Below are 24,910 nucleotides of genomic sequence, written 5' to 3' on the forward strand. Positions count from 1 at the left end.
CCCCGATGATCGCCCCCGCATGAAACCCGTCGACCCGAGACTGCTGCGCTACGCGGCCGCCGCCCGTGGGTACCTCGCGGCCTCCGCGGTGATCGGCGTCGCCCAGACCGCGGTCACGATCGCGTTCGCGTGGCTGCTGACCGAGGCCATCACGGGAGCGATCGCCGGCCGAGACGTCACCGTGGTGCTGCTCACGCTGCTCGCGACGGCCCTGGTGCGCGGGCTGCTGATCGCCGCGTCCGACGCCGCGGGTACACGGGCGGCCGCGCGCACGGGCATGCAGCTGCGGTCCGCGCTCGTGGCGGCCGTCGGGCGCCTCGGGCCGGGGTGGCTGGCGCAGCGGAACCAGACGGCGCTCGCGGTGACCGCGGGGCACGGGCTGGAGGCGCTCGACGCCTACTTCGCCCGGTACATCCCGCAGCTGGTGCTCACGGCGATCGCGACACCCGTGCTGGTCGCGGTCATGTGGTGGCAGGACTGGCCGAGCGGGCTCACGGCCCTCATCACCCTGCCGCTCATCCCGCTGTTCCTCATCCTGATCGGCATCGCCACCCGCACCGTGCAGAAGCGGCAGTGGCAGACGCTGCAGCGACTGGCCGCCCGGTTCGCCGACACCGTGCAGGGACTGTCGACGCTGCGCCTGTTCGGCCGCGACGCCCGGGCGGCCGACCGCATCGAGGCCACCGCCGACGACTACCGCCGCGAGACCATGAAGGTGCTGCGGTTCTCGTTCCTGTCGGGCTTCTCCATGGAGCTGCTGTCGTCGCTGGCGGTGGCGCTCATCGCGGTCGCGGTGGGGTTCCGGCTGCTGTCGGGCGAGCTCACGCTCGAGGTCGGGCTGTTCGTGCTGCTGCTGGCGCCCGAGGCCTTCCTCCCCATCCGGCAGGTGGGCGTGCAGTTCCACGCGGCGGCGGAGGGGGTCGCCGCGACCGAGGACGTGTTCGCGGTGCTCGACGAGGCGCGGGGCGACGGCTCCGGCGTACACGACTCGGGAGCGCCTGCCGCGGTGAGCGCCTCCGGCGCGGTCCCCGGCGCAGCCGCCGTCCGTTCTCCGGAGTCGCGAACCCGCACGGACGGCGCCCTCGTCGTGGATCAGCTGCGCGTGCGCGACCTGCCGCCCGTGTCGTTCACCGCCGAGCGCGGCACCATCACCCTCATCGAGGGGCCGAGCGGCGCGGGCAAGTCGAGTCTGCTGGCGGCCCTGCGGGGCGCGGTGCCGTTCGCGGGCGAGGCGACGTGGTCCGGGCGTGACGTCCGCGGCCTCGCGTCGTCGGAGTGGCTGGCGTGGGCGGGCCAGTCGCCCGGACTCATCCGCGGCACGGTGGCGGACAACGTCGCCCTCGGCGACCCGGAGCCCGATGCCGAGCGGGTGCGGAGGGCGCTCGACGCCGCCTGCGCCGAGGGCATCGACCCCGCGCGGGAGCTCGGCGTGCAGGGCAGCGGCCTGTCGGGCGGGCAGGCGCAGCGGGTCGCGGTGGCGCGGGCGCTCTACCGCCAGGCGGGGATGCCGCACGCCGTGCTCGCGCTCGACGAACCCTCCAGCGCGCTCGACCCCGCCACGGAGGAGCGGCTGTGGTCCTCGCTGCGCGCGCGGGCGGACGCCGGAGCGACCGTGGTGCTGATCTCCCACCGCCGGTCGGCGCGCGACATCGCCGACCGCGTGGTCGCCCTGGGGGTGAGCGCATGAGCGAGACCACCAGGGCCCGGCGGGTGCGCGAGGTGCTCCGCCTGGCGCAGCCGCCCGTCGCGCGGTTCCTGCCCGGCCTGATCTGGGGCGTGCTGTCGGCGGGCGCGGCCGTGAGCCTGCTCGCGGTGAGCGGCTGGCTGATCGTGAGCGCCTCGATCGTGGACTCGCTCGTGCCGCTGTCGGTGGCCGTGGTCGGGGTGCGGTTCTTCGCCGTGACCCGCGCCGTGACCCGCTACCTCGAGCGGCTCAGCGGGCACGATGCGGCGCTGCGGCAGCTGGCCTCGACGCGCTCCGACCTGGTGCGCCGCCTCATCCCGCTCTCTCCCGCGGGGCTCGGCGCGACCGACCGGGGACAGGTGCTCGCGGCGCTCGTCGACGACGTGGAGAATCTGCAGAACCTGCCGTTGCGGGTGGTGCAGCCGCTCGCGGTGTCGGCGCTCGTCGCCGTGGGAGCCGTGGGGTTCCTCGCCTTCGTGTCGCCCGCGGCCGCGCTGACCCTCGCCGTGTGCCTGGTCGTCGCCGCGCTCGCCGCGATCGGGCTCGGGTGGGTGTTCGGCTCCCGGGCCGAGTCGGCCGTGTCTGCCCGTCGCGCCGAGGTGTCGGCGGCACTGGTCGACTACCTCGGCAGTCTCGACGTGCTGCTCGCCTACGGGGCGGAGGGCCAGGCGCGCGAGCGCATCCGGGTGGCCGACGCCGCCCTGCGCCGGGTCGTGAGCAGGGCCTCGGTCGCCCAGGCCGTCGCCGCGGGCACCGTGTCGCTCGTGGCGGGGGCTGCGTCGGTGTGGGCGCTCGCGGCGGCCGCGCCGGGACTCGCGACCGGGGCGATCGATGCGCCGTGGCTCGCGGTCGCGGTGCTCGTGCCGATGGTGGTGTTCGAGGTGTTCGGGGTCGTGCCGATCGCCGCGGCCTCATGGCGCAGCGTGCGGGCGAGCGCCGAGCGCATCGTGGACGTGCTGCCGGAGCGCATGCCGTCGGAGCTGCGGACGGACGCGGGGGAGGATGTCGCGTTCGACGGCACACCGCGGGTCACGCTCCGCGGGGTCGCGGCGCACTGGCCCGGAGGGGTTCCGGCACTGCGCGGCGTCGACCTCGACCTCCGGCCCGGGGAGCGCGTGCTCGTGACCGGTCCGAGCGGTGCGGGCAAGAGCTCGCTCGCGGCCGCCCTGGTCGGGTTCCTCCGCGTGACAGGGGAGTACCGCATCGACGGGCGCGACGCCGCGGCACTGTCGGGTCCGGCGCTGCGCCGCACGATCGGCCTGTGCGAGCAGCACCCGCAGCTGTTCGACGAGGATCTGCGGCAGAACCTCCTGTTCGCCAGGGACACCGCGACCGACGCGGAGCTCCTCGACGCGCTCGACCGCGTGGGGCTCGGGGCGTGGGCGCGCGAGCGCGGGGGCCTCGACGCCAGGGTGGGCGACCGCGGGGCGCTGGTGTCGGGCGGCCAGGCGCAGCGCATCGCCCTCGCCCGCGCGCTGCTCCGGGGGTTCCCGGTGCTGGTGCTCGACGAGCCGACCGCTGGCGTGGACCCCGACGCCTCGGACGCCCTGCTGCGCGACCTGCTCGACGCCGCGGGCGACCAGACGGTGCTGCTGATCTCGCACGTGGATCCTCCCGCGGGAACGGTGGACCGGGTGGTGCGGCTCGACGGCGGTCGCACGCTCTGAGGCGTCGCGCGACCGGCGCGGCGGTGGGGCCCCTGGTCAGACGCTCATGTCGACGGGCGGCTCCATCACGATGCCCTGCGCCTCGAACGCGCGGCGGCGCTCCTCGATGCGGCGGTGCATCTCCACCTGCGCGGCCTCGACCAGGCGCGGGTCGAGCTCGACGGTGGGCGGGTGCGGGTCTCCGTGGTGCGCGGCGATGTAGGCGTCGAGCTCGGGGCCGCTGGTCCACGACGTGATGAGGGCGTACCGCGGGGCCGTGCCGCGGTGCCACACGGCGTGCCAGAACCGCTGCGTGTCGATCACGATGCGGGAGCCGGCGTGCAGGGGCAGACGCACCTCGGTCGCGGGGTCGAAGCGGTCGGAACGGAGGATGAGCATCGACTCCGTGTCGTCGGTGAGGTTGACGTAGCCGCGCACCACCCAGCCCGTGCCCGGTTCGTTGAGCCGGTTGTTGTCGTCCTGGTGCAGGTTGTAGATCGCGTCGGCGTAGTCGTTGGGCTGCAGCTCGATCACGCGGCACCGGCCGATGCCCGCGCCCGGCTCCAGCGCCCGGCTCTGCAGCGTCGGCGCGATCGCGACCTGCGCGTCGATCCACACGCCGTCCTTGTCGGTGCGGGGAGGCGTGCGGTTCCAGAAGCCGTTGCAGTCGATGTCGCCCGCGTAGCTGGTGAGCGGGGCGAAGCGGGTGATGCCGGACGAGCGCCAGCCGACGTACTCCAGGTCGCGCCACTCGGCGGGATCGATGGGGCTCGTGTCGTCGTCGAGGACGACGTAGCCGGTGTCGGCGAGAGCCTCCGAGGTGATGAATGCCATGCTGCTGTCCTTCCCGTCGATGCCACCCCAAGACGGCGGGTTCTTAGGCAATCCTAACCGGCTGGTGCGGAGGTGCCGGGCGCCACGACCGGGCAAAAGGCGCGGGCGGTCGCGCCGCACCCCACCGATATCCTGGGGCGATGACGCAGCCCCAGGGTGCCCTTCTCGTGGGCAGTGTGAACTACGACGACGCCGAGACCACCATGCGCACGGCGGCGGAGCTGCTGGGCGACCGCCTGCGCCGCCTCCCCGACGGCGAGGTCGGCAAGCGGTTCCACTGGATCATGTTCCAGCCCGACGTGATCGGCCGGGCCGACGGCATCGAGCGGATCGGCGACGAGCCCATCCCGTTCCCGGCCGGCATCGACGCGCGGGGGCTCCGCCTCGCCGAGGGCGTCGACCCCGCGCGCATCGAGCTGCCCCCGCTCGGGTATGCCGAGGCCGCTCTCGAGTCGTACGCCCTGTTCACCCGGCTCCGCGAGGAGGGTGCCGTGGCGCCGGGCACCCGGTTCCAGGTGTCGCTGCCCACGCCGCTCGCCGTGATCTCCTCGTTCTTCCACGGCGACGACCGCGCGGCGATCGAGCCGGTGTACACCGCGGCCATCCTGCGCGAGCTCGATGAGATCCTCGCCGGGATCCCGCACCACGACCTCGCCGTGCAGTGGGACGTGGCCAGCGAGATGGGCATCATCGAACGCGCGTCGGGCTACGGCGCGGTCATGGAGGCGTGGTGGCCGGGCGATCCGTTCGACGGGCTGGTGTCGCGCCTCGCCGCCCTCGTCGACGCGGTGCCCGCCGACGTCGAGGTGGGGGTGCACCTCTGCTACGGCGACGCGGGGGAGAAGCACTTCTTCGAGCCGTCCGACGCCGGGAACCTCGTGCGCTACGCGAACGCCGTGGCCGCCGCGAGCTCCCGACCGCTCACGTGGCTGCACCTCCCGGTGCCGATCGCCCACGACGACGCGGCCTACTTCGCCCCGCTCGCACAGCTCGAGCCCGTGGACGAGCTGTACCTCGGCCTCGTGCACCGGGAGGACGGCGAGGAGGGCGCGCGTCGACGGATCGCCGCAGCGACCCCGTACGTGCCGGCGTTCGGCGTCGCCACCGAGTGCGGCATCGGCCGCGCACCCGCCGGCTCGACCGAGGGCATCCTCCGCACCCACGCCGCGGTCGCCGCGGCCTGGTGACCGCTCGATTCGCGCGGCCGCCCCGTGTGTCGTAAACTGATCCGCGGTGACGTGTCCGAGCGGCCGAAGGTGCAACTCTCGAAAAGTTGTGTAGGGTAACCCCCTACCGTGGGTTCAAATCCCACCGTCACCGCCACCACGAAGGCCCCGACTCCCGTTGATATGACTGGGATGCGGGGCCTTCGTCATGTTCGACGAAGCGGTTGCGGTAAGCCCAGTCTCTCCACTCGCTCGGGCTCAGGATGGATGACATTCACTCGCAGACTCCGTGGCTGGCGGGTTGCTCGTGCGGGTGAGGTCGGCGGTGGCAGTCCGGACGCCGAGGGCGCTGCCGCCGGTTCGGCGGCTGATGGCCAGGACATCCTTTCCGTCACGTGCGAGGCGGTCGACGATGCGGCGGCCGGTCTGCCCGGTGGAGCGAAGACGGCGATCGTGCTCACAGGAGGACTCCACCGGAGACCTCGAGGCGCTCACCTGTGACCCACCGCATGCCGGGCGCGACGAGCGCGACGATGGCATCGGCGATCTCCGCCGGTTCGCCGACCGCGCCGAGCGCGGTCTGCTGGCTCAGCCCGGCGCGCAGTTCTGCGTCGTCGCGCATGGCGCCGCCATTGAAGTCGGTGGCCGTCGGACCGGGGGCGATCGTGTTGATGCGGATGCCGCGTCGTCCGAGCTCGAGCGCGAGACTCCGCGACAGGGCTTCGACGGCCGCCTTGGATGCCGCATAGACGGCGGTGGCGGGACTCACATGACGACTCAGCGAGCTCGACAGGTTCACCACCCGTCCGCCTCTGGCGAGGTGCGGTGCGAGTGCCTGGATCAAGAGGAACGGCCCGCGGACATTGACGGCGAACGTGTCGTCGAAGTCGGCGGCACCCACCTCACCCAGAGGGGCGAAGCGTCCGATCCCCGCGTTGTTGACGAGCACCGAGAGGGGAGACCCCGGCCACCTCGCGGCGACCGCGGCGAGAAGTGTCGTCGTCGCGGAGTCGATGGACTGCGGGTCCCCGATGTCCAAATGCAGCGGCAGCGCCTCGCCACCGGCTTCCTCGATGCGGCTCACGACGGCGCGGGCCGACGCCGCGGAGCGGGTCGCCACGACGACGCGGTATCCGTTCTCGGCGAGGGCCAGCGCGGTCGCTTGCCCCAGCCCCCGGCCTGCGCCGGTGACGATCGCGATCTCTGGATGATCCATGCTGACTCCTCGATAAGTAAATAACTACTTACTGATAACGTAGAAGCGCGGTCGGAGATCGTCAAGTCGAAGGGCAGCGCATGAGAGACGCGGAAGCCACCCGGTCACGGATCCTGGCCGCGGCCATCGAGGAGTTCGCCGCGCACGGTTTCGCCGGCGGCCGGGTCGATCGGATCGCGCGGGGCGCCGAGAGCAACGTGCGGATGATCTACGCGTACTTCGGGGGCAAGAGCGGTCTTTTCGATGCTGCACTCGAGACCGCGTTGCGCACGCTCGCGAACGATGTGCCTCCGGATCCCGACGACCTGGCCGGATGGGCGGGGAGAGTGTTCGACCATCACCAGGAACGTCCTGACATTCTCCGCCTGAGCATGTGGGCACGGCTGGAGCGACCTTCCGCGCTGTCTGAGCCCAGCGACGTGTATTCCGCCAAGGTGGAGGGGGTGCGGGCGGCGAGCCCGGGCGCTCTGTCGCCGGTCGACGTCCTCGTCTTCATCTACGCGATCGCGCAGGCCTGGCAGCTCTCTCCGACCGGCCTCACGGGCCTCGAGGGTGCGCACGACGATCCTCGCCGAATCGCGGCGCATCGGCGCGCGGTCGTCGCAGCCGTCGAAGGCATGCTCCGAGACGCGTGAAGCCCTCGGGCGCGAGCGAGTCGCATCCGAGGTAATCGTGACGATCACGACGGACGGTCGGCTGGGCCGTTCAGGGCCGGGGTGCGTGCAGGGCCGGTCCTCCGCGTGATCCACCACACGGCAGCGGTGATCAGGTCAGACGATGTCGTGCTTCCCCGGTGTCATCGACCGCGAGGAGTCGACCCGATGGGGATGCCGGTGAACCTGCCTGTCGGGTCCACGTCTCGTTTCACGGCGTCGAGGCGGGAGATGTTGTTACCAAAGGTCGCGGCGGCACGTGCGGTGTCGCGGGGTGGGAGAAGGTTCGGGTAGGCGGCAGGGAGGGCGAGGGGGTGGAGCGCGTCGAGAATGCGATCCGCCCAGGCGATCTGCTCGTCGTGACCGTCCGTGTCGGCGGTGGCTGCGATGATCTCGACCATGAGGTGCGGTTCCCGGAGCGCCCATGCGGAATGGTCGGCGCTGATGCGGGTGGCGGCGCCGTGGAAATGGTGGATGTTGATCGCGCTCAGAGGAGACGTGCGGCGTCGCTCTCCGTCCGCCAGGACCTCGATGACCTCGGGTGTGAGGCCGGTCACGGACGCCGTGCGGAGTGTGTAGTGACGCCCGGAGGGGAACATGCCGTCGAGCGCGTGGAGCGCCTGCTGTGGCGTGGCGGGTCCGATCGTGGATGCCAGAGGCGTTCCCAGGCGTTCGATCACTCGCACCCACTCGGAACCCTCGTCGGCTTCGCCGCTCCAGTGCAGCGTCACGAGCAGCGCGGCGTGGCCGTCGGGGCTGCTGCCGATCGCGGGGCTGACGGCGAGCTGATCGGGGAAGGTGGGGAGGGCTCGGTCGAGGGAGGCGAGCACTTCACTCATGTCGGCCGGCGAGAAGACGACGGTCCCGGCGAGCATGGTCGGGACTTCCTCGAGGGAGATCTCGAGAGAGGTGACGACGCCGAAGTTCCCGCCCCCTCCGCGAAGTGCCCAGAGGAGGTCCGCGTTCTCCGCGTCGGAGGCTGCCACGATCGACCCGTCGGCAAGAACGACTTCTGCCGAGATGATGGTGTCGGCTGCGAGGCCGAGAATCCCGAGATAGGGGCCGTATCCGCCGCCGAGGGCGAGCCCGGTGAAGCCGACCTCATTGACCGTGCCCACTGCGGCGACGAGGCCGTGTTCCCCTGCGGCATTGATCACGTCCTCCAGGCGGGCCCCGCCCTGGACCGTGGCGGTTCGTGCCGTCGCATCGATCCGGACGCCGCGCAGCTGCGAGAGGTCGAGGGTGAGGCCGCTCTCCGCCCGCGCTCGGCCGACCCAGTCATGGCCGCCGCCTCGGACGGCGATCGGCACGTCGTCCGGGACCGATTCGAGCACGTATCGGACATCTGCAGTGCTCGCGACTCGGGCGATGATCTCCGGGCGATGCGTCGGGTGTGCGCTCCAGAGTGCGACGGCCGTCGCGAACGAATCGTCTCCCGGCTGGAGCACCCGCTCTCCCATCACATCGCGCAGACGGCTCGCCAATGCGTCCCAATCGATGTCTCTCGTCATCGTCTCTCCTCTTCGTTCGAGCGGGTGGAAACCGAGTCGAGCGGCAGGCCCTCCCCTCCGCGAGCTAGCACGCCGTGCTAGCTTCTGAGTACGCTAGCACGCCGTAATAGACCGGAGAGCCGATGAACATGCCCCCCACGTCCACCCTTCGCCCGTTGGGAGCGTTCGAGCGGATCATCGATCTCTACATCTCCCGCAATCCCGTGCAGTTCTCGCTCGCCGTCGAACTTGCCTCGCCGATCTCCCCGGGACGGCTGAGGCGCGCGCTCTTCGAGCTGCAAGCTCTCCATCCGCTCCTGACGGCCCGCATCGACCGAGGTGACGACCGCCCGACCTTCCGCCGAGACCATGCCCCGATCCCCGTGAACCACGTGTGGGAGAGCGATTGGCAGACCGAAGCCGCCGCCGAACAGACCCGCCCCATCGACCCCGAGGGCAGCCCGCTGGTTCGTGCCACGTTGATCACCGACGCCGGGCCGACGCGCGCCTCGTCGGTGGTGCTCACGTTCTCTCATCAGATCAGCGACGGACGCGGAGCCCTCCTCGCCGTTCACGATCTGGTCGCCCTGCTGGCAGGACGAACGCGGCGCGCGCGCACCGTCCCGGACGCTCAAGAGGATCACGTGCAGCTCTTGCCTTCCGCCGAAACGCCGGCGGTCGGCCTGTCTGCCGACGAGGAGGCGCCGAGGCCCGCTGCCGTCCGACCCTTCGATGCCGCATCGCCCACGATCGACGTCGCCGAGCTCGACGACGTCACGACGGGACGCCTTCGTGCCGCTGCCCGAGCGAATGATTCGACCGTTCAGGGGGTCCTGTGTGCTGCTGCGGCATTGGAGCTGCTCGCGGGCTCACCGCAGGAGCAGGTCCGCATCAACGTGCCCATCGACCTGCGTCCGCTCCTCGGGCTCGACGATGCCGTGGTCAATCGGTTCGTCGCGACCACCGTGATGCTGAGTGCGAACGCGGAAGACGACCTGTGGTCGCTGGCGCGGCGTGCCTCCATGCAGCTGCGGTCTGCCCGGGAGCGCGCGGCGGAATCGATCGCGATACTCGCGTCGCTCCCGCCCGGCGACGCGGCGGCGGCCGAGGCGGCGATGCTCACCGCGACGGCCGCCGACCTGGAGATCAGCAATCTCGGTGTCTCCGCCGACGAGGGCTCCGGCGTGCTTTCGATCTGGGGTCCGACGATGACCACGCAGGTGAGAGGCGAGCGCATCCTCGGTGTTCTCACGCAGGGGGGTCGTCTTCGGCTCACCCTCACGACGCACGAGCAGATCGGAACACTCGTCGCCGGCATCGTTCGCAGGGTGACGTCTGCCGTCTAGCGCGACCGCTCCTCCTATAGCGTGGGGGTGATGCCGACGTCGACGCGGTACTCGGCGCCGGTCAGCCACCCCGCTCGATCCGGAGGGCACGAGATGCCTGCTCTCGTTGCGGACCGTGGACCTCGAGAAGCGGTTCCCCGGTCTCGTCGACACCGTGGGCACGCTCGTGCAGGGGGCGAAGGCCTAGACACCACGATCCCCGCGGACGGACGTGCCTTCAGCCGGCGATGAGGTGGACGTAGACGACGGAGACGATCGATGAGGACGCGTTGTTGACGGCGTGCACGACGACTCCGGGCCAGACCGACTTCGTCTTGTGCATCAGCCAGGCGGACGCGAGGCCGACGATGACGGCGACCGGCGTCGACAGGTTGAGTCCGTGGCTGAGCGCGAAGACGATGCTGCTGAGGATCGCCGCGAGCCAGACGCCATAGCGGGTGAGCAGGGTGAAGAGCACTCCGCGAAACAGCAGCTCCTCGCCGATCGGGGTGAGGACCGCTCCGAGGAGGATGGCGCCGAGGAACCCGCCGATGCCGCTGGTCGCCGCGGACTGGTAACCGCTCTGGAGATTGGCGGCGTCCGTGGTCATGCTCACCAGCGTCGTCACGGCCAGGTTGAGAGCGACGACTCCGATGCCGATCATGAATGCGATCGCGAGCCATTTCGGCGCCACACGCGTGATGCCGAAGAGCGCTGCCGGACGCCTGCGAAGGGCGATCATGACGAGTACTCCGCCTGATGGCGCGAGCCCCGAGATCGCGAACAGCGCCAGGCCCTTGGCGCCCGCGTCATCGTCCGGCATCTGGAGGTAGAGCAGGATCCCGATCGCGTAGAGCGCGATGGCGACGCCGGCGGCCAGCCAGAGGTCGGGCCAGGTGACCCGACCGTTCCTAACGCTGTCATGCAGGTTGGCGGCGGTGGTCCGATCGCTGTGCGACATTCTTCTCCTCAGGTGCTGCGGTCGAGTGCGTGCAGGGCGATGGAGGCGGCTCCGGCCACGAGCGTGTTGTCGAAGTCTGCATGTGGATCGTTCCGCGACGTCAGCACCGTGATGATGATGGGGTCTTCTCCGGGTGGCGTGACGAGGGCGATGTCGTTGCGGATCGGACCTGCGCCTCCGGATTTATCGGCGACCGTCCAGCCTGCTGGTGCACCGGCGCGGATGAGGGCGTCTCCGGTGCGGTTGTCGCTCATCCAGTCGACGAGCAGCGCCGTGTCCGCAGCGGACAATGTAGAGCCGTCCAGGATCCTCGCGAGCGAGGCCGTGAAGGCGGCAGCGGTCGTGGTGTCCTCGGCGCTGCCCGGTTCAATCGTGTTGAGGGTCGGCTCGTCGTTCACGACCTCCGTGGTGGCATCGCCCAGCTCGGCGAGTGCATCGTCGAGGGCTGCGGGACCGCCGATCCGGTCGAGGATGAGATTGAGAGCCGCGTTGTCGCTGACGCGCACGGCGGCTTCGGCGAGCTGCGCGTAGGTCAGGCCGTCCTCGACGTATTGCGAGGTCACGGGTGCATGGCCGGCGGCGGCGGCTTCTTCCGTCGTCCACCGCACGATCTCGTCGCGGGCTGCGCCCGACACGGACTGGAGGAAGACCGCCGCGGCGAAGGCCTTGATGGTGGAGGCGAAGCCGAAGCGACGGTCCTCGCCGTACGAGACGGATTCACCGCTTCCGGTGTCGACCGCCATGACGCCGACGGTCGCGTCGTACTCCCGTTCGAGACCCGCGAGTTCGTCTGCCACGAGCGCGTCGAGGTTCGATGAGGTCGCACGGGCCGGAGGAGACGCCGGGGCGGATTCGGCGGCAGGCGGAGGCGCGCCCACGCAGCCCGTGAGTGCGAAGCCGGCGAGAAGGCAGCAGAGGCCGAGGGTCAGATTTCGGCGCATGCCCTCACGCACCTCCGAACGCCCCGGTGGGCGCGAAGACGAGGTCGGCGAAGCGTGTGCCGATGAGGCGGTGGGTCTCGCTGTCCGGGTGCAGGGAGTCGGATGGTTGCGCCTCCATCAGGCGCAGCTGAAAGTCGGCGTCACGCTGATACACGTGTGAGGGGAGCCTGTGCGGCCTCATCCCGCGTTCCACCTTCTCGAGCCGCGCCACGCCGTCGACGAGTTCGGGTGTGATGGGGGTGGTGATCATCGCGCGACGGGCCACTCGCTCATGACCGCGTGCACGGCGAGCCGCAGACTCGCCATCTCGGCGTCGACGCCCACGGCATCGGAGGGCAGCGCACGTTCGGTCATGAGCCCCGCCAGCACGGTCGAGAGGAATCGCGCTCGCTCCTCGACCCGACCTCCGGAGATCGCACCCTCGTCGATCAAGGTGGTCAGCCATTGCGCGATGCGATGCCGCCCCATGCGGTCCAGCGCGATGTAGGTCGCTGCCTCGTCCTCGGATGGAGCCGTGGCCACATACGCCTCGTACAGCGCCCCCCATTGCTTCCGGACGCTCTCGCCCACCCCGACCTGACGGAGGATCAGCTGTAAGCATGCGATGAGTCGTTCCTCCGCCGTCGAGGAATGATCATTGATCGGATCATCGGGGATCTCCAGGTCATACATCGCGGCCACCACCGTGTCGATGAGTTCCCGCTGTGTCGGGAAGAAGTGGCGGAGCGAGCCCGTGCTCACCTGAGCGCGGGCTGCCACTGCTCTCACACTCAGACGTGCTGTGGGGTTCTCGCCCAGCATGGTTGCCGCAGCGATGAGTATCTTCGCCCGCGTTCCCGGTTCCTTCGATGCTTCGTCCATTTCCCTCACGAGCCATCCGTCTATAACAGTGTGCTAGTTTAGCCGACTTTGACTATCACACTGTATTAGATTTCGGGAAGTCGAGATGGCGGCGGGAACTGGACGCGTGGGAAGCGAGCCATGGCAGTGCCCCTGGCTACCGGGCGGAGACCTCAGCGCACGCTGGTCTGCACCGGCGTGAGAAGGAAGAGCTGACCGTCGGTCGAGCCGACGCGAGCGATGACGTGGAGGTTGTCGCCGACGCCGATCGTGTCCGGCGAGTCATCCGTCAGGTGCAGGTCGTTCGTGATGGAGACGTCGCGGAACTGGAAGCTCGGGCCACCGTTCGAATGGGTCTCGCTGTAGTCGCCGCTCGCGATGAGGATGTCGTAACGGGTCGTGGAGCCCTCATGGCGGTTCATCGCCCCGATCGCGCCGTCGAACTCGATCAGCTGGCCCGCGTACTGCGCGGCGAAGGCCTCGACGGTCGGGCCATCCTGGGGACCCGTGAGCAGAGCCGCGAGGTCGGCGTTGTTCTCGACGGTCAGCGGACTCTCCTCAGCGGGAGCCGGCGCGGTGGACTCCTGGGGCTCCGTCGACGACTCGTCTTGCGGCGCGACGGCTTCGGAGCGGGGAGTGTCCGCCGGTGCCGGGCTGCCCTCTTTGTCATCGCCGGTGACCGCGACCATGATCCCGATGAAGATGCCGAGGACCACCAGCACGCCGCCGATGATCGCGAGCGGCTTCCACGGGAACGCAGGCTTGGGGCGGCGGAAGACGAGCTCGGTGCGGACCTTGCCGGTGTTCTGGGTGACGAGCTCCCAGCCGTCTTTCTCCCACTTCGCGGTCATGAGCTTCTCGGTGCCACGGACTGTCTGAACGCTCCTGGTCTCGTACTCCACCGTCTCGGCGGCAGCGTCGGATACCCTGGCGAGGATCTGAGGGGCGAACTGCCCACGCATCTTCCCTGGCATCGCTCATGCGAGATGGACGACACGGTGAACACTCACGACCGGCACGAGATCGACCCCGAAGAGACGGGTGAGTTGCGGCGGCAGCTCGAGGAGATCCGCATCGAACTCGAGAGCATCTCGCGCGATCGAATGCGATGGCCGGAGGGGTCCCCCCTCCACCTGCAGGATCGCTCGGAAGAGCTCGAGTCCAAGGCAGACGCGATCCGAGCGCGGCTGGGCATGCCACCGGCGACCGGCAGGCCCCCGAAGGGGAGTTGGTGGGGATGGCCCGCGTTGATCGGGGTCACTGCGGCGATCTTGGCCGGTGTCCTCTTGTTCACGCGCTGATGATGCGTGGCCCAGGACGGGGGTCACAGCCCACCGTCACCCTCGTCCCGTCCTGGGGTCAACGCTCGTCCTGCTTCCCCCGGGGGAAAGGCCGGGGCGCCCGGTCGTGCCCGTGGCTGGTGATGCCGTAGAACACGGGGATGGCGAGGAAGATCACGGACGCGACCAGCGGATGCACGAGGACTCCGAGCAGCCCGGCGGCGAGGTAGAGGGCGACGCCGATGAGCGCGCGCGGTCGCTCGTGCGCGAAGTACGAGTCCTCCACGTCGTCGTTCGTGAGGTCGGGATGCCGCGCCAGATGCGAGAAGAAGACGAGCCAGGCCGAGCACAGCAGTGCTCCGATGAGGGCATACAGCGCGACCGCGACCCGCTCGTCGGTGAGGTTGCCCGTCCGCGCCGTCTCGGCGATCACCGCGGTGGGCCACGGGATCAGGGCCAGGGCTGCGAGGATGCCGAGGTTCGCCCACTGCAGACCGCGGTCCATCTCGCGGATGCGGGTGAAGGCGGCCTTGTGATTCAGCCAGATGACGGCGAGGTAGGCGTATGACGCCGCATAGGCCAGGTAGGTCGGCCACTCCTCGAGCAGCGCGGTCAGCAGCTCGCCCGGCTCCGCTCGGGGTGGTCGGAGGTCGAGCACGAGGAGGGTGATGACGATCGCGATGATCGCGTCGCTGAACGCCACGGCGCGTCCGGGTTCCGCGCGCGTGCTGCGGCCCTTCTGCGGTCGGGGCTCCGGTGCGCCGCTCGTCGCCATCGCCTCACCCTCCTGTTCGACTCCTGCTGCGACTCAGTCCCGGTCCGTCACGCCGCGTCCGGTGCCTGGTCGGGGTGGAGGACGACCTTCGTCCAGCCGTCGTCGCGCTTGTCGAAGTGCTCGTAGGCCTCCGGGGCCTCTTCGAGGGAGAGGTCGTGGCTGACGATCCGTGACGGCGTCGCCTTCTCTCCGGCGATGAGGTCGCGCAGCGCCCGGTTGTACTTCTTCACCGGGCACTGGCCGCTGCCGAGCTTCTGGCCGCGGAACCAGAACTCCCCGAAGTCGAAGGCGAGCTTGCCCTGTTTCGCCAGCTCGTCCGAGGCGCCGGGGTCCTGCGGGATGAACACCCCGACCACGCCGATCTCACCGGTGAACCGCACCGACTTCACGAGCCGGTTCAGCGTGAGGGTGGGATCCTCGGCGCCGCCGGGGTCGTGGGCCTGATAGCCGACGCACTCGCATCCGTTGTCCGCGCCGAGCCCCATCGTCATCTCGGTGACCGCCTCGACCGGATCCACCGCCGAGTCGTCGATCGCGATCGCTCCGATCTCCTCGATCTTCCGCAGGCGGTCGGGGTGCCGGTCGACGACCATGACCTTGCCGGCGCCCTTGATGATCGCCGAGTATGCCGCCATGAATCCGACGGGCCCCGCTCCGTAGATGACCGTCTGGTCGCCGGGCTTCACGTGCGCGAGCTCGGTGGCGTGGTAGCCGGTGGGGAAGATGTCGGCGAGCATCACGTAGTCGTTCTGCTTCTCCTCGGCATCCTCTCCCAGTCGCAGGCAGTTGAAGTCCCCCCACGGCACGCGCAGGAGTTCGGCCTGCCCGCCCGCCCACGGACCCATGTCGGCGAAGCCGTACGCGGCACCCGCCCATTCGGGCACCGGCTGCGCGGTCAGACAGTAGTTGGTGAAGCCGCGCTCGCAGTTCTTGCAGTGCCCGCAGGCGACGTTGAAGGGGATCGCGACGTAGTCGCCCACGCTCACCTTGTCGACTCCGTCGCCGACCTCGATCACCTGGCCCAGGTTCTCGTGACCGAACCATCGGCCGGTCTCGAAGCTCGTGCGGCCTTCGTACATGTGCAGGTCCGACCCGCAGATGTTCGTGGTGGTGATCCGGACGAGTACGTCCGTCGGACGTTCGATCCGTGCGTCCGGTACGTCGGTGACGTTGACCGAGCGCGGACCCTCGTAGACGACTGCTCTCATTTCCTCTTCCTTTCAGCGATGTGAAACGTCGATGGGGTGTCGCAGTGAATCGGGGTCGGGCTGATCACCTCGCTTCGTCCGTGTCGTGACGTGGCTCTCGGGGCTGCGGAGAGCCCGGCCAGCGTGGCCCCGCACCCGGGGGCGAACTGAGGGCCTTTCCAGATCCGCGCCGACGGAGGACAATGCAGGCGCGGGTCAGGGCCGTCCGTAGCGGGCGAGGAACGCGTCCACCGCGCGGGGCGCTGGGCCGCCCGTCTCGTCGACCCCCAGCAGTTGTGCGTTCAGGGCGGGCCCGATCACGAGCCACGTGAACTCGGAGGCCGCGGCGTGCGCATCGTCGATCTGCAGCCCGCGGTCGACGGGGAGCTGCGCGAGCGTGTCGGCGAGGTTCTGGATGTTCCGGTTCCAGCTCTCCTCGAGGTAGAGCCGCGCGACCTCGGGGTGGGCCGGGGCCTCGGCGATCACGAGGCGTCGCATCCGCAGCACGGGCTCGCTCAGGATCCCCGCGCGCATGGTCTCCGCGAGCTCGGTGAGGCCGCGGCGCACATCGTCGTCGGCGGCGAGCCGTTCGAGCGCCGGGCGCATCGCGTCGCGGCCCGCGGCCGCCCACTGCCGCACGACCGCGGTGTACAGCTCGGTCTTGGAGGAGTGGTCGCGGTAGAGCGAGGCCTTGGAGATGCGGGCCCGTCGGGCGACCTCCTCCATGGACGCCCCGGCGTATCCGTGCTCCAGGAACACGTCGCGCGCGGTGGCGAGGAGGGCGTCGCCGGTGAGTCCGGGCGGGCGGCCGGGGCCGGAGGCGCGCGAGGTCATACCGCCCACTTTAGTACTTGACAGTTCTCTATGCCGAGCGTAGTTTCGTACCAATCGGTACTAAAGGAGCCGCTCATGATCGTCCTCGGCATCGCCCTCGCCACGGTGGCCTCGTTCCTCGCCAGCGCCGCGCTCTACGCCATCCCCGCGGTCTCGACGCTCATCGCACGGACCAGTACCCCGCGCCCCGGGCTCCCCGTCGCCGTGCAGATGCTCACGGTCGTCGTCCGCAGCCTGCTCGCCGCCGGGCTGATCGCCGGGCTCATGGCGACCGCGGGGTGGCACGGCGCCGGAGCCGGAGCGCTGCTCGGGCTCGCGCTCTCCGTGCTTCCCCTCGCCCTGCTCTCGGGCGGCGTGATCCACGAGAACACGGCCGTGCCCGCGGCCGGTGTCCACCTGCTCGACTGGGTCGTGAAGCTCGTGCTCACCGGCGCCATCGTCGGGCTCTTCCTCTGAACGGCACGGGAGCGACCATGACGAACAGCACTCCGCTCGACATCACCTTCACCGCGACGCTTGGCAAGGTCCGCGACGGCGACACCTGGACGTGCGTGCAACTGCCCGACTCGGCGACGGTCTTCGGAACGCGCGGCCTGGTGAAGGTCGCGGGAACGGTCGACGGCGAACCCTTCCGCGGCGCGTTCATGGCCCTCGGCGACGGCACGCACAAGCTCCCCGTAGCGGCCGCCATCCGCCGGCGCATCGGCAAGTCCGACGGCGACAGCGTCACGGTGCACCTGACCGAGCGCCTGAACTGACCGCGGGTCTCGGCGCGGCCCCCACCGGTGATCCTAGTACCGGTGGCGCCAGCGGCGCACGCAGAGCCCGATCAGGACGACCGCGGTCCCCAGTGCGAGACCGGGCGTGACGGCGATCATCGCGGTCGCGGCGCCCGCGAGCCCCGCGAGCAGCACCCCCTGGAGTGCCCAGGCGAAGCGCACGGCGCCACCGAGGTCGCCCATCGGCGTCGGCATCGGCGCGAGCAGCGCGGGCGGAAGCGGCCCCTGGAGTGCGGTCGCCAGCCGCGTGAGGACCCCGAACAGTCCGAGGAGCAGCACTCCGAGGACCGGTGGCCAGACGGTCGACCCCGTCGCGGCCGCGCACACGGCCGCCACCACGAGCAGCACGGCGGTCGAGACGGACACCGGGAAGAGGGCGTGTCCGGCGAGGAGTCGTTCGTCGCTCATCCCATAGAGCGGCAGATCGGCGGCCGCGGCCACGGCGTGCCGGATCCCGTCGGTGAGGGGACCGAGCCCGGCGAACAGGAGCACGCCGGCCGCCGCACCCCAGGCCCACTGCTGCCCCGACGCGCCCACGGCGAACGCGCCCAGCACGCCGGCGCCGGCAACGGCGACCACACCGAGGAGGAGCCGACCGGGCGTGCGCACGGCTCCGATCGCGTCGCTGCGCAGCACCACGACCGCGGACCATCGGTGCGGCCGCACGGCACGAAGCCGTCGACCGAACCGCGGGGGAGTCCGGTAGACCGCGGCCGCGGCCCCGAAGTCCATCCCCGTCGCCCGCACGGTCGCCGAGTCCCAGCGCAGCGACTGGGCGAGCAGGTCGGTGAGCTCCAGCCGATCCAGCAGCATCGGCACCGTCGCGGACAGCGCGGTGGCCAGCGCGCTCAGCGCGACCAGCGCGGCGAGCGCGGAAAGTGCGTCGCCGGCGGGGAACGCGAGCCCGGCCCAGCCCCAGGGCGTGAACGGCCGCAGACCCGGTGTGGCCGTGGTCGCGGCGCCGAGGGCGACGACCGCCGCCGCACCCGGCAACGCCGCGCGAGGAAACACCTGGCCGATCAGCCACAGGATCGTCGCGATGACGCCGACCAGCGCGCCCGCCACGACGAACACGGTGACATCGAGCATCCCCGTTCCAAGGCTCGCGGCCACGGCAAGGCCCACCATCGCCGCCGACGCGGTGGTCAGGGTCGCGACGACGACGCCGGCCCGCAGCACCGGACCACGGAACACGTCCGCGCGGGCGAGCTCGGCGGAGGCGAGGGCATGCGTCAGGAACGGTGCCCGCAGTGCCGGTCCCCTCTTCGGGCCACAGAGCAGGGCCCCGCCCCACAGCCCGGCGACGATCGCGACGGTCGCGCCAGGCGCTTCGCCCGAGGTGAGCGCGAGCGTCGCCTTCGGACCGGTCAGACCCAGCCACGCCGCGCGGACGAGGGGGACGACCGCCACCAGCGCCACCAGGAGCCCGAGGTACGCGGCGTACGCGTGGTCGGCGCGGGTGCGGGCGCTCCGAGAACGCCAGACCCGCACGGCCGCGGTGACGCGGGTGCTCACGCTGCCGCGTCCAGCCAGAGCGTCTGGTCGGCGATCGCCTCCGCGAGCGTGGGGCTGTGCGTCGACACGACCACGGCGGCACCGTCGGCGCGGCGCGCCCGCAGCACGCCGATCATCGTCTCCAGATGCTCAGGGTCGAGGCGCTGCTCCGGCTCGTCGAGGATCAGCACCTCGAACGGCCGCGCGAGCACGAGCGCGATGCCGAACAGCTGCGTCTGACCGGACGACAGCTCGTGGGGGAAACGTTGCTCGAGGGGGGTGAGCCCGAGCTCGGCGAGCACGCGCCGCGCCTGCTCCGCGGCGCCGGCGGCATCGGCCGTCCACGTCGTCGCCACCAGGAGGGCGTGCTCGAACACCGTGAGGTCGGGCGCGGTCGGCGGCAGGCCGATCATCGCGGCGACGCGGCGGCGGAACCCGGGATCACGCGGCGCCACCGGCTCTCCGCCGATGCGGACACGGCCGTGCGAGGGCATGCGGGTGCCCGCCAGCACACGCAGCAGCGTCGACTTGCCCGAGCCGTTCGCCCCGCGGATCACCAGCGCGGAGCCCCGCTGCGCGGACACCGTGACGGCCGGGAGGAGGGTCAGGTCGCCCGTGCGCACCGTGACACCGTCCACCTCGATCATGGACACATCCTTTCAGCTGCCCGCCCCCCGAGCGGGGTCCGGGCGGGTCGGCGACGGCGGCGCGCTGAGCCGGCGCGACTCCCGCAGCAGTGTCCGGATCTCGCGGGGGCGGTAGCGCAGGAAGATCCGCTGCGGTCGGGTGCCCCGCGTCAGGGCATCGGTCCCGCCGTCACAGTAGATGACCTGGCCGGTCAGAAAGCGGTTCTCGGCGGACACGGCATGGGCGAGCAGGGCGGCGACGGATGCGACCGGCCCCGGTGCCCCCAGCGGCTGCGGCAGCGCCGTCTCCAGCAGGCGCCGCTCGCGCTCCCAGTTCCGCATCACCAGTTCCGTGGCGATGATCCCCGGTGCGACCGCGTTCACGACAATGCCGCGACCCGCCCACTCCGGCCGCACGGAGGCGGTCCGGATCCACTGGTTGAGAGCGATCTTGCTGGAGCGGTAGAGCTGGCTGCCGCGGCGCGTGCGGATGAGCCTTGCGGCCACGCGCCGCGCGGTCGCCTCATCGCCCCGCAGGCACGCCCGCACCAGTGCCCCGCTCCCGCGGTTCAGCGTCGACGACGAGGACACGACGGCGGCGGCGGGGGCGGCTGACCGGGCGAGAAGCGGCCGCAGGTCCTCCAGGACGGCGACGGCGCCGAAGTAGTTGAGGGCCACGGTCTCCACCCGCGGTGCGCCGATGCCGGCCGCCGCGACGACGCCGTCCACGCGGCCGCCGCTGCGCGCGTCGACCTCGATGCGCAGCCGCGCGCGGCCCTCGGGCGTCGCCAGGTCGGCACGGACGTCGACCGTGTCGCCGATGCCGCACGTGATCACCCGGCCCTGAGCGGAGAGCCGGTCGGCGACGGCGCGGCCGAGGCCGGAGTCCGCTCCGGTGACCACGTACAGGCGGGGGTCGGCAACCATGATCACAGCATGGACGAAAGATTGCAGATCTGCAAACTTATGGCGGGGCGACGCTAGGCTCGACCCATGCGAGAGGCGCACGAGAACGGGCACGAGGCCCGACGCCGGCGGACCAGACAGGCCGTGCTGGCCAGCGCGTCCGAGCTCTTCCACGCCCAGGGGTACGACGCCACGACGGTCGCCCAGATCGCGCGCCACGCGAACGTCTCGGAGCGCACCTTCTACGTGCACTTCCCCGCGAAGGAGGACGTGCTCTTCGCCCACGTGCACGACTTCACGGCGCTCGCCCTGGGCGCCGCCCACGACAGTGCCTCACCGCACGCCGCCGACCGCGTGCAGGAGGCCCTGCGAGTGCTCATCGACGCCTCCACCACCGACGAGGCGCTCGCTCGGCAGGCATCGATCCGCGCGGCCCTCGGGGCTCGCGGCGAGTTCCCGCGCGCCCTCGCCACTCAGCTCCTGGCGCTGGCGCGCGCGCTCACCCGGGAGATCTCGGCGCGCACCGACGCGGGCGCCGCCGACGTCGCGCCGATGGTGGGAGCGGCGCTGGGAGCGGTCGAGGGCGCCGGAATCGACGCCGCTCTCCGCGGCGTCGACGGTGAGGGGAGGCGCACCGCGATGCGCGGGGCGCTGGACGCGGCCCTCCGCGGGTTCCGCCCATCCGCCGCGACACCGGGTGGGCACGGCGGCGGAGGCCGCGGAACTCACCCGTCCGGGTGAGCCGCGCGAGCCCGCGGGATGGAAGCATGAGGACGATGAGGTCGGACACCAGGGCGGTCGAGTCGACGGGGCGCGCCTGGGTGCGCGTGGACCTCCTCGTCGCCGTGATCGCCGCAATCGTGCTGCTGCCATCGAGCCTCGCCGTGCTGGGGGACCCGGCGTTCCGCCCCGAGCCGTTCGCGTTCGCCATCGTCGTCACCCTCTGCCTGCTCGTGCATGCCGCGACCTTCGTCGCGATCCGTCATCCCCTCGCCGCCCTCGCCGCCGCCGACGCGGTCGTGCTCGTCCTCGTCCTCCTGTCGCAGACCGCCGCCGTCCCCACCGCCTTCCTGCCGTCGGCCGCGGCCTACCTGCTGGTGGTCGGCCAGGTGGCCGCGCGCTCGCGTCGGCCGTTCCCGATGCTGGCGCTGGCGGGCGGCATCGGCGGCGCCGCCCTCATCGCGGTGGTCGAACCGCACCTCGGCGACTTCCGGCTCGGCACGTTCGTCGGCCTCTGCGGCGCGATCGCGGCCGCCTGGGCGCTCGGCCTCGTCGTCCGCGTGCGCAGGGATCAGACGGAGGAGCGCGCCACGGCCCGCGTCGCGCGTGCGATCACGGATGAGCGCGCCCGCATCAGCCGGGACCTGCACGACGTCGTCGCCCACGCCGTGACCGTCATGATCGCCCAGGCGGAGGTCGCTCGGCTGACGCGCGACGACGATCCCGCCCGCAGCGACGCCTCCCTCGCGATCGTCGTCGACACCGGCCGGGAGGCGCTGCGCAGCATGCGGTCGACCGTGGCACCGGAGGCGCCGCGTGAACCGCTGCCCACGGTCGACTCCCTCGCGGCCCTCGTGGAGAGCGTGCGCACTCCGTCGGTGCGGGCGCTGCTCGAGGAGTCGGGCGAGCGGGGTCCGCTGCGCGCCGACGCCGCCCTCGCGCTGCATCACGCCGTGCGGGAGGCGCTCACCAACGCCCTGCGGCACACGTCGGCCCCGGTCGTGATCGACGTGCGCCTCCGCTGGCTCCCCGGCCGGCTGCGGGCGACGGTGACCGACGACGGCGGCACTGGTCCTGCCGAGTCCGACCTCGGCAGCGGCATCGGGCTGATCGGGATCGCCGAACGCGTGCGGCTGGCGGGTGGCACGCTCACCGCACGACCCCGGAGTCCCGCGGGCTGGTGCGTGCAGGTCGACCTCCCTGTGACGCGGAGCGCGGCATGAGTGTGCGGGTGTTGCTCGTGGACGACCAGGAGCTGCTGCGCACCGCGATCGCGCTGGCCCTCGAACGGGACGCGCGCATCGCGGAGGTCGTCGCCGTCGCGTCGGGCGAGGCCGCCGTCGAGCACGTCCGCGCCCACGCCGTCGACGTGGTCCTGATGGACATCCGCATGCCCGGGATGGACGGGATCGCCGCGACGCGCGAGATCCTGCGCATCCGTCCCCGCCTCCGCGTGCTGATCCTCACCACGTTCGACCTCGACGAGTACGTGTACGCCGCGATCCGCGAGGGCGCGAGCGGCTTCCTCACGAAGGATGCGACACCGCAGGCGCTCGCCGACGCCGCGGTCACGGTGGCCGAGGAGGGGTCCGTGCTGTCGCCGCGCGCGACGGCGGCGCTGCTGGGGTTCGTGCGTGACGGGGCACCGACGGTCGATCCGGCCGAGGTGCTGGCACAGCTCAGCCCGCGGGAGCGGGAGGTGGCGCGCGCGCTGGCCACCGGCGCCTCGAACGACGACATCGCGCGTCGGCTCTTCCTGTCGGCGAACACCGTGAAGACGCATGTCAAGGCGGTGCTCGCCAAGCTCGACGTGCCCGACCGCGTGCACGTCGTCATCTGGGCGTACGAGAACGGGCTGTTGCGTCCGCGCGGGTGACCGGGCGGGCCCGGAAGGATCACCCGGACGGGTGAGGGTGACGCCTCCTGCGGGCGAGGTCGGGGGATCCGCGGATTCCTAGCGTGGAGGCATGTCACCTCTGAGTCGCCCCGTCACTCTCTGCACTCTCGTCGCCGTGGCCGCCGGCGCCCTGGCCGTCGCCGCCTTCACCCTGGCGACGATGGTCGTCCCGGGCATCGATCCGCTGCCTTCCAGTCTCGCGGGCCACCTCGGCGCCGGGGTCGAACGCGCCCTCTCGCTCATCGGTGCGCTGGCCGCGCTCGTCCTCTCGGTCGGTGCGCTGGTCGCCAGGGCGGTGTTCCGCAGTGTTCCTCCGTGGCTCGTCCGCACGGCGGCGCTGGTCGCCGCGCTGCTGCTTGCACTGACGACGCCCGGCGGCATCATCCCGGCTGCGGGGTACGCCTTCGCGGTGAGCGTGGTCGGGGGAATCGTCGCCCTGGTGGTGTTGGTGGCGCTTCGCCGTCCCTGGAGGGGGCTTCTGCTCGGGGCTGGGCTGATCGGTGTCGCCGCGGCGGCGCTCGCGACCGGATCGGGCGAGCTCGTGCCGCGGGTCGCGGAGGCACTCGGTGCGATGCTCCCGGGCGCCGCCGTCCCGCTCGTCCACGTCGTCGCGTCCGCCGGTCTCTTGATCTGGACCATCGGCGAGGCCGCTGGTGCCCGGGGGCGGCTGGCCATCGCGGTGCTCCGACACCGCCGGTCGCTCACGGTCGCCGCGGGGGCCTGCGCCCTGCCCTATGTCGTCGCGCGGGCAAGCTGGCTGACGCCGTGGCCGCTCTTCGGGGGGAGCGCGGAACTCTTCGCCGCAGAGCCCACCGTCCGGGTGGTGGGTCTCGTGCTCGGTGCGGGGATGCTGGCGGGCGGTGTGCTCACGCTGGGCCTCATCCGTCCGTGGGGTCTACGGTTCCCGCGCAGCCTCGCCGGCCTCGGAGGGCGACGGGTCCCGCCCGCGCTGGCCATCATCCCCGCGAGCGTCGTGAGCGTCCTGTTCACGGCTGCCGGGCTGCAGTTCGCGGTCGAGGGGACGGGATCGATCGGTGAGACCGGTTATCTGCTGCTCATGTTCCCGTTCTGGCTCTGGGGTCCGCTGCTCGGTCTCGCGACGTGGGGATACGCGATGGTCAGGGCCACGCGACCGGCCCGTCAGCCTGCGACGGCGTCCGCCGGCTGAGGCGACGGGGCCTGCGTGAGCCGGGACAGGGAGCGCAGGAAGGGCTCCCTGTCCTCTTCCGGGAGGCGGTCGAGCAGCGACGAATAGAGGTCGTCGAGGGCGCCGGCGGTGGACGACACGATCGCGTGCCCTCGGTCGGTGACCTCCACGATCCGCACACGGCGGTCCTCCGCCAGGACGCGCCGCTCGGCCAGTCCCGCGCGTTCGAGGGCATCGAGGGTGTTCACCATCGTCGACTTGTCGAGGCAGGCCAGTTCCGCGAGTTCCTTCTGCGTCTTCTCGCCGGCTGCGGCGCAGAGGAGGACGCTCACCGTGCGCAGCGTGGTGTCCTGCGTCTCCAACTGCGCGGTGGCCTGCTGTTCGATCGACCGGGTCAGCAGCTGCAGCTGCACCACGAGGTCGCTCACCGTGCGCGCGATCATGTCGACAGAATAGCATCGCACTTATATCGTCTAGAAATAGATCATCTGCTACTGTCTGACCACCTC

The 24,910-nt window shown here is 71.3% G+C and carries 27 protein-coding genes and 1 tRNA gene; 13 read left to right on the plus strand and 15 right to left on the minus strand.

The window, feature by feature from the left end; all coding sequences use genetic code 11:
• Positions 1-19 precede the first annotated feature (19 nt).
• The gene (cydD, locus tag ACFV3I_RS15135; RefSeq protein WP_378823446.1) at positions 20-1,687 is read left to right on the plus strand and encodes a thiol reductant ABC exporter subunit CydD; all 1,668 of its coding nucleotides are present in this window, start codon (positions 20-22) and stop codon (positions 1,685-1,687) included.
• Complete coding sequence (cydC, locus tag ACFV3I_RS15140; RefSeq protein WP_378823448.1) at positions 1,684-3,351, plus strand: thiol reductant ABC exporter subunit CydC; 1,668 nt, start codon at positions 1,684-1,686, stop codon at positions 3,349-3,351. Before cydD ends, cydC begins: the two co-directional genes overlap by 4 nt.
• Positions 3,352-3,387: 36 nt before the next feature.
• On the opposite strand, the gene ACFV3I_RS15145 is transcribed toward cydC, so the two are convergent.
• Complete coding sequence (locus ACFV3I_RS15145; RefSeq protein ID WP_136034697.1) at positions 3,388-4,164, minus strand: hypothetical protein; 777 nt, start codon at positions 4,162-4,164, stop codon at positions 3,388-3,390.
• Positions 4,165-4,304: 140 nt separating this feature from the next.
• Here ACFV3I_RS15145 and ACFV3I_RS15150 point away from each other — a divergent pair, with 140 nt between their 5' ends.
• The gene (locus ACFV3I_RS15150; protein ID WP_378823451.1) at positions 4,305-5,351 is read left to right on the plus strand and encodes a hypothetical protein; all 1,047 of its coding nucleotides are present in this window, start codon (positions 4,305-4,307) and stop codon (positions 5,349-5,351) included.
• 45 nt (positions 5,352-5,396) lie between these two features.
• Positions 5,397-5,487: transfer RNA gene (locus ACFV3I_RS15155), tRNA-Ser, on the plus strand.
• A gap of 300 nt (positions 5,488-5,787) precedes the next feature.
• Here ACFV3I_RS15155 and ACFV3I_RS15160 read toward each other — a convergent pair.
• Positions 5,788-6,546 (minus strand): SDR family NAD(P)-dependent oxidoreductase, encoded by a 759-nt coding sequence (locus ACFV3I_RS15160; protein WP_378823453.1) that lies wholly within the window; start codon positions 6,544-6,546, stop codon positions 5,788-5,790.
• A gap of 80 nt (positions 6,547-6,626) precedes the next feature.
• On the opposite strand from ACFV3I_RS15160, the gene ACFV3I_RS15165 reads away from it, so the two are divergent.
• Entirely contained in the window at positions 6,627-7,181 is a 555-nt protein-coding gene (locus tag ACFV3I_RS15165; protein WP_247637752.1) for a TetR family transcriptional regulator, read from the plus strand.
• 161 nt (positions 7,182-7,342) lie between these two features.
• Here ACFV3I_RS15165 and ACFV3I_RS15170 read toward each other — a convergent pair whose 3' ends face one another.
• Positions 7,343-8,710: an FAD-binding oxidoreductase gene (locus ACFV3I_RS15170; protein ID WP_378823455.1), complete on the minus strand. Its 1,368-nt coding sequence runs from the start codon at positions 8,708-8,710 to the stop codon at positions 7,343-7,345.
• A gap of 122 nt (positions 8,711-8,832) precedes the next feature.
• On the opposite strand from ACFV3I_RS15170, the gene ACFV3I_RS15175 reads away from it, so the two are divergent.
• Positions 8,833-10,035 carry a hypothetical protein gene (locus ACFV3I_RS15175; protein ID WP_378823457.1) on the plus strand — a complete coding sequence of 401 codons (1,203 nt, stop codon included), beginning with the start codon at positions 8,833-8,835 and terminating at the stop codon, positions 10,033-10,035.
• 217 nt (positions 10,036-10,252) lie between these two features.
• Here the strand turns inward: ACFV3I_RS15175 and ACFV3I_RS15180 are convergent, their stop codons facing one another.
• From ACFV3I_RS15180 to ACFV3I_RS15200, 5 genes are all read right to left on the minus strand, one after another.
• Positions 10,253-10,975: a CPBP family intramembrane glutamic endopeptidase gene (locus ACFV3I_RS15180; protein ID WP_378823459.1), complete on the minus strand. Its 723-nt coding sequence runs from the start codon at positions 10,973-10,975 to the stop codon at positions 10,253-10,255.
• A gap of 8 nt (positions 10,976-10,983) precedes the next feature.
• Complete coding sequence (gene bla, locus ACFV3I_RS15185; protein WP_378823461.1) at positions 10,984-11,916, minus strand: class A beta-lactamase; 933 nt, start codon at positions 11,914-11,916, stop codon at positions 10,984-10,986.
• 4 nt (positions 11,917-11,920) lie between these two features.
• Positions 11,921-12,166, minus strand: coding sequence for a hypothetical protein (locus ACFV3I_RS15190; RefSeq protein WP_378823462.1), 246 nt, complete (start codon positions 12,164-12,166; stop codon positions 11,921-11,923).
• Positions 12,163-12,777 (minus strand): TetR/AcrR family transcriptional regulator, encoded by a 615-nt coding sequence (locus tag ACFV3I_RS15195; RefSeq protein WP_247637747.1) that lies wholly within the window; start codon positions 12,775-12,777, stop codon positions 12,163-12,165. Before ACFV3I_RS15195 ends, ACFV3I_RS15190 begins: the two co-directional genes overlap by 4 nt.
• Positions 12,778-12,929: 152 nt before the next feature.
• Positions 12,930-13,718: a DUF4839 domain-containing protein gene (locus ACFV3I_RS15200; protein ID WP_378823464.1), complete on the minus strand. Its 789-nt coding sequence runs from the start codon at positions 13,716-13,718 to the stop codon at positions 12,930-12,932.
• 36 nt (positions 13,719-13,754) lie between these two features.
• On the opposite strand from ACFV3I_RS15200, the gene ACFV3I_RS15205 reads away from it, so the two are divergent.
• On the plus strand, positions 13,755-14,057 hold the full coding sequence (locus ACFV3I_RS15205) for a hypothetical protein (protein WP_378823466.1): 303 nt from the start codon (positions 13,755-13,757) through the stop codon (positions 14,055-14,057).
• 58 nt (positions 14,058-14,115) lie between these two features.
• Here the strand turns inward: ACFV3I_RS15205 and ACFV3I_RS15210 are convergent, their stop codons facing one another.
• The 3 genes from ACFV3I_RS15210 to ACFV3I_RS15220 form a co-directional block, all read right to left on the minus strand.
• Positions 14,116-14,811 carry a TMEM175 family protein gene (locus ACFV3I_RS15210; protein WP_136035220.1) on the minus strand — a complete coding sequence of 232 codons (696 nt, stop codon included), beginning with the start codon at positions 14,809-14,811 and terminating at the stop codon, positions 14,116-14,118.
• A 47-nt stretch (positions 14,812-14,858) separates the two neighbouring features.
• Entirely contained in the window at positions 14,859-16,019 is a 1,161-nt protein-coding gene (locus ACFV3I_RS15215; RefSeq protein WP_378823468.1) for a glutathione-independent formaldehyde dehydrogenase, read from the minus strand.
• A gap of 195 nt (positions 16,020-16,214) precedes the next feature.
• Positions 16,215-16,832 carry a TetR/AcrR family transcriptional regulator gene (locus tag ACFV3I_RS15220; RefSeq protein ID WP_136034717.1) on the minus strand — a complete coding sequence of 206 codons (618 nt, stop codon included), beginning with the start codon at positions 16,830-16,832 and terminating at the stop codon, positions 16,215-16,217.
• A 75-nt stretch (positions 16,833-16,907) separates the two neighbouring features.
• Here ACFV3I_RS15220 and ACFV3I_RS15225 point away from each other — a divergent pair, with 75 nt between their 5' ends.
• Both ACFV3I_RS15225 and ACFV3I_RS15230 read left to right on the plus strand, forming a co-directional pair.
• Positions 16,908-17,288, plus strand: coding sequence for a DUF1761 family protein (locus ACFV3I_RS15225; RefSeq protein ID WP_378823470.1), 381 nt, complete (start codon positions 16,908-16,910; stop codon positions 17,286-17,288).
• A 17-nt stretch (positions 17,289-17,305) separates the two neighbouring features.
• Positions 17,306-17,590 (plus strand): DUF1905 domain-containing protein, encoded by a 285-nt coding sequence (locus tag ACFV3I_RS15230; protein ID WP_378823472.1) that lies wholly within the window; start codon positions 17,306-17,308, stop codon positions 17,588-17,590.
• A gap of 33 nt (positions 17,591-17,623) precedes the next feature.
• Here the strand turns inward: ACFV3I_RS15230 and ACFV3I_RS15235 are convergent, their stop codons facing one another.
• From ACFV3I_RS15235 to ACFV3I_RS15245, 3 genes are read right to left on the minus strand one after another with little or no spacing between them, the layout of a single operon-like run.
• The gene (locus ACFV3I_RS15235) at positions 17,624-19,126 is read right to left on the minus strand and encodes a hypothetical protein (RefSeq protein ID WP_378823473.1); all 1,503 of its coding nucleotides are present in this window, start codon (positions 19,124-19,126) and stop codon (positions 17,624-17,626) included.
• Positions 19,123-19,752, minus strand: coding sequence for an ATP-binding cassette domain-containing protein (locus ACFV3I_RS15240; protein ID WP_378802802.1), 630 nt, complete (start codon positions 19,750-19,752; stop codon positions 19,123-19,125). Before ACFV3I_RS15240 ends, ACFV3I_RS15235 begins: the two co-directional genes overlap by 4 nt.
• Before the next feature lie 12 nt (positions 19,753-19,764).
• Entirely contained in the window at positions 19,765-20,658 is an 894-nt protein-coding gene (locus ACFV3I_RS15245) for an SDR family oxidoreductase (RefSeq protein WP_378823475.1), read from the minus strand.
• A 66-nt stretch (positions 20,659-20,724) separates the two neighbouring features.
• Between ACFV3I_RS15245 and ACFV3I_RS15250 the strand changes: the two genes are divergently transcribed.
• The 4 genes from ACFV3I_RS15250 (at position 20,725) to ACFV3I_RS15265 (ending at position 24,422) form a co-directional block, all read left to right on the plus strand.
• A complete protein-coding gene (locus tag ACFV3I_RS15250) occupies positions 20,725-21,378 on the plus strand; it encodes a TetR/AcrR family transcriptional regulator (protein WP_378802800.1) in 654 nt (217 codons plus the stop codon).
• A 35-nt stretch (positions 21,379-21,413) separates the two neighbouring features.
• A complete protein-coding gene (locus ACFV3I_RS15255; protein WP_378823477.1) occupies positions 21,414-22,580 on the plus strand; it encodes a sensor histidine kinase in 1,167 nt (388 codons plus the stop codon).
• Positions 22,577-23,233: a response regulator gene (locus ACFV3I_RS15260; protein ID WP_378823479.1), complete on the plus strand. Its 657-nt coding sequence runs from the start codon at positions 22,577-22,579 to the stop codon at positions 23,231-23,233. Before ACFV3I_RS15255 ends, ACFV3I_RS15260 begins: the two co-directional genes overlap by 4 nt.
• A 91-nt stretch (positions 23,234-23,324) precedes the next feature.
• Positions 23,325-24,422 carry a hypothetical protein gene (locus ACFV3I_RS15265; RefSeq protein WP_378802798.1) on the plus strand — a complete coding sequence of 366 codons (1,098 nt, stop codon included), beginning with the start codon at positions 23,325-23,327 and terminating at the stop codon, positions 24,420-24,422.
• Here ACFV3I_RS15265 and ACFV3I_RS15270 read toward each other — a convergent pair.
• A complete protein-coding gene (locus ACFV3I_RS15270; protein WP_136034738.1) occupies positions 24,395-24,844 on the minus strand; it encodes a MarR family winged helix-turn-helix transcriptional regulator in 450 nt (149 codons plus the stop codon). The genes ACFV3I_RS15265 and ACFV3I_RS15270 overlap by 28 nt on opposite strands.
• Positions 24,845-24,910 lie beyond the last annotated feature (66 nt).

The organism is Microbacterium sp. NPDC059771, from assembly GCF_042732495.1.
In the GTDB taxonomy this organism is placed as follows: Bacteria; Actinomycetota; Actinomycetes; order Actinomycetales; family Microbacteriaceae; genus Microbacterium; species Microbacterium sufflavum.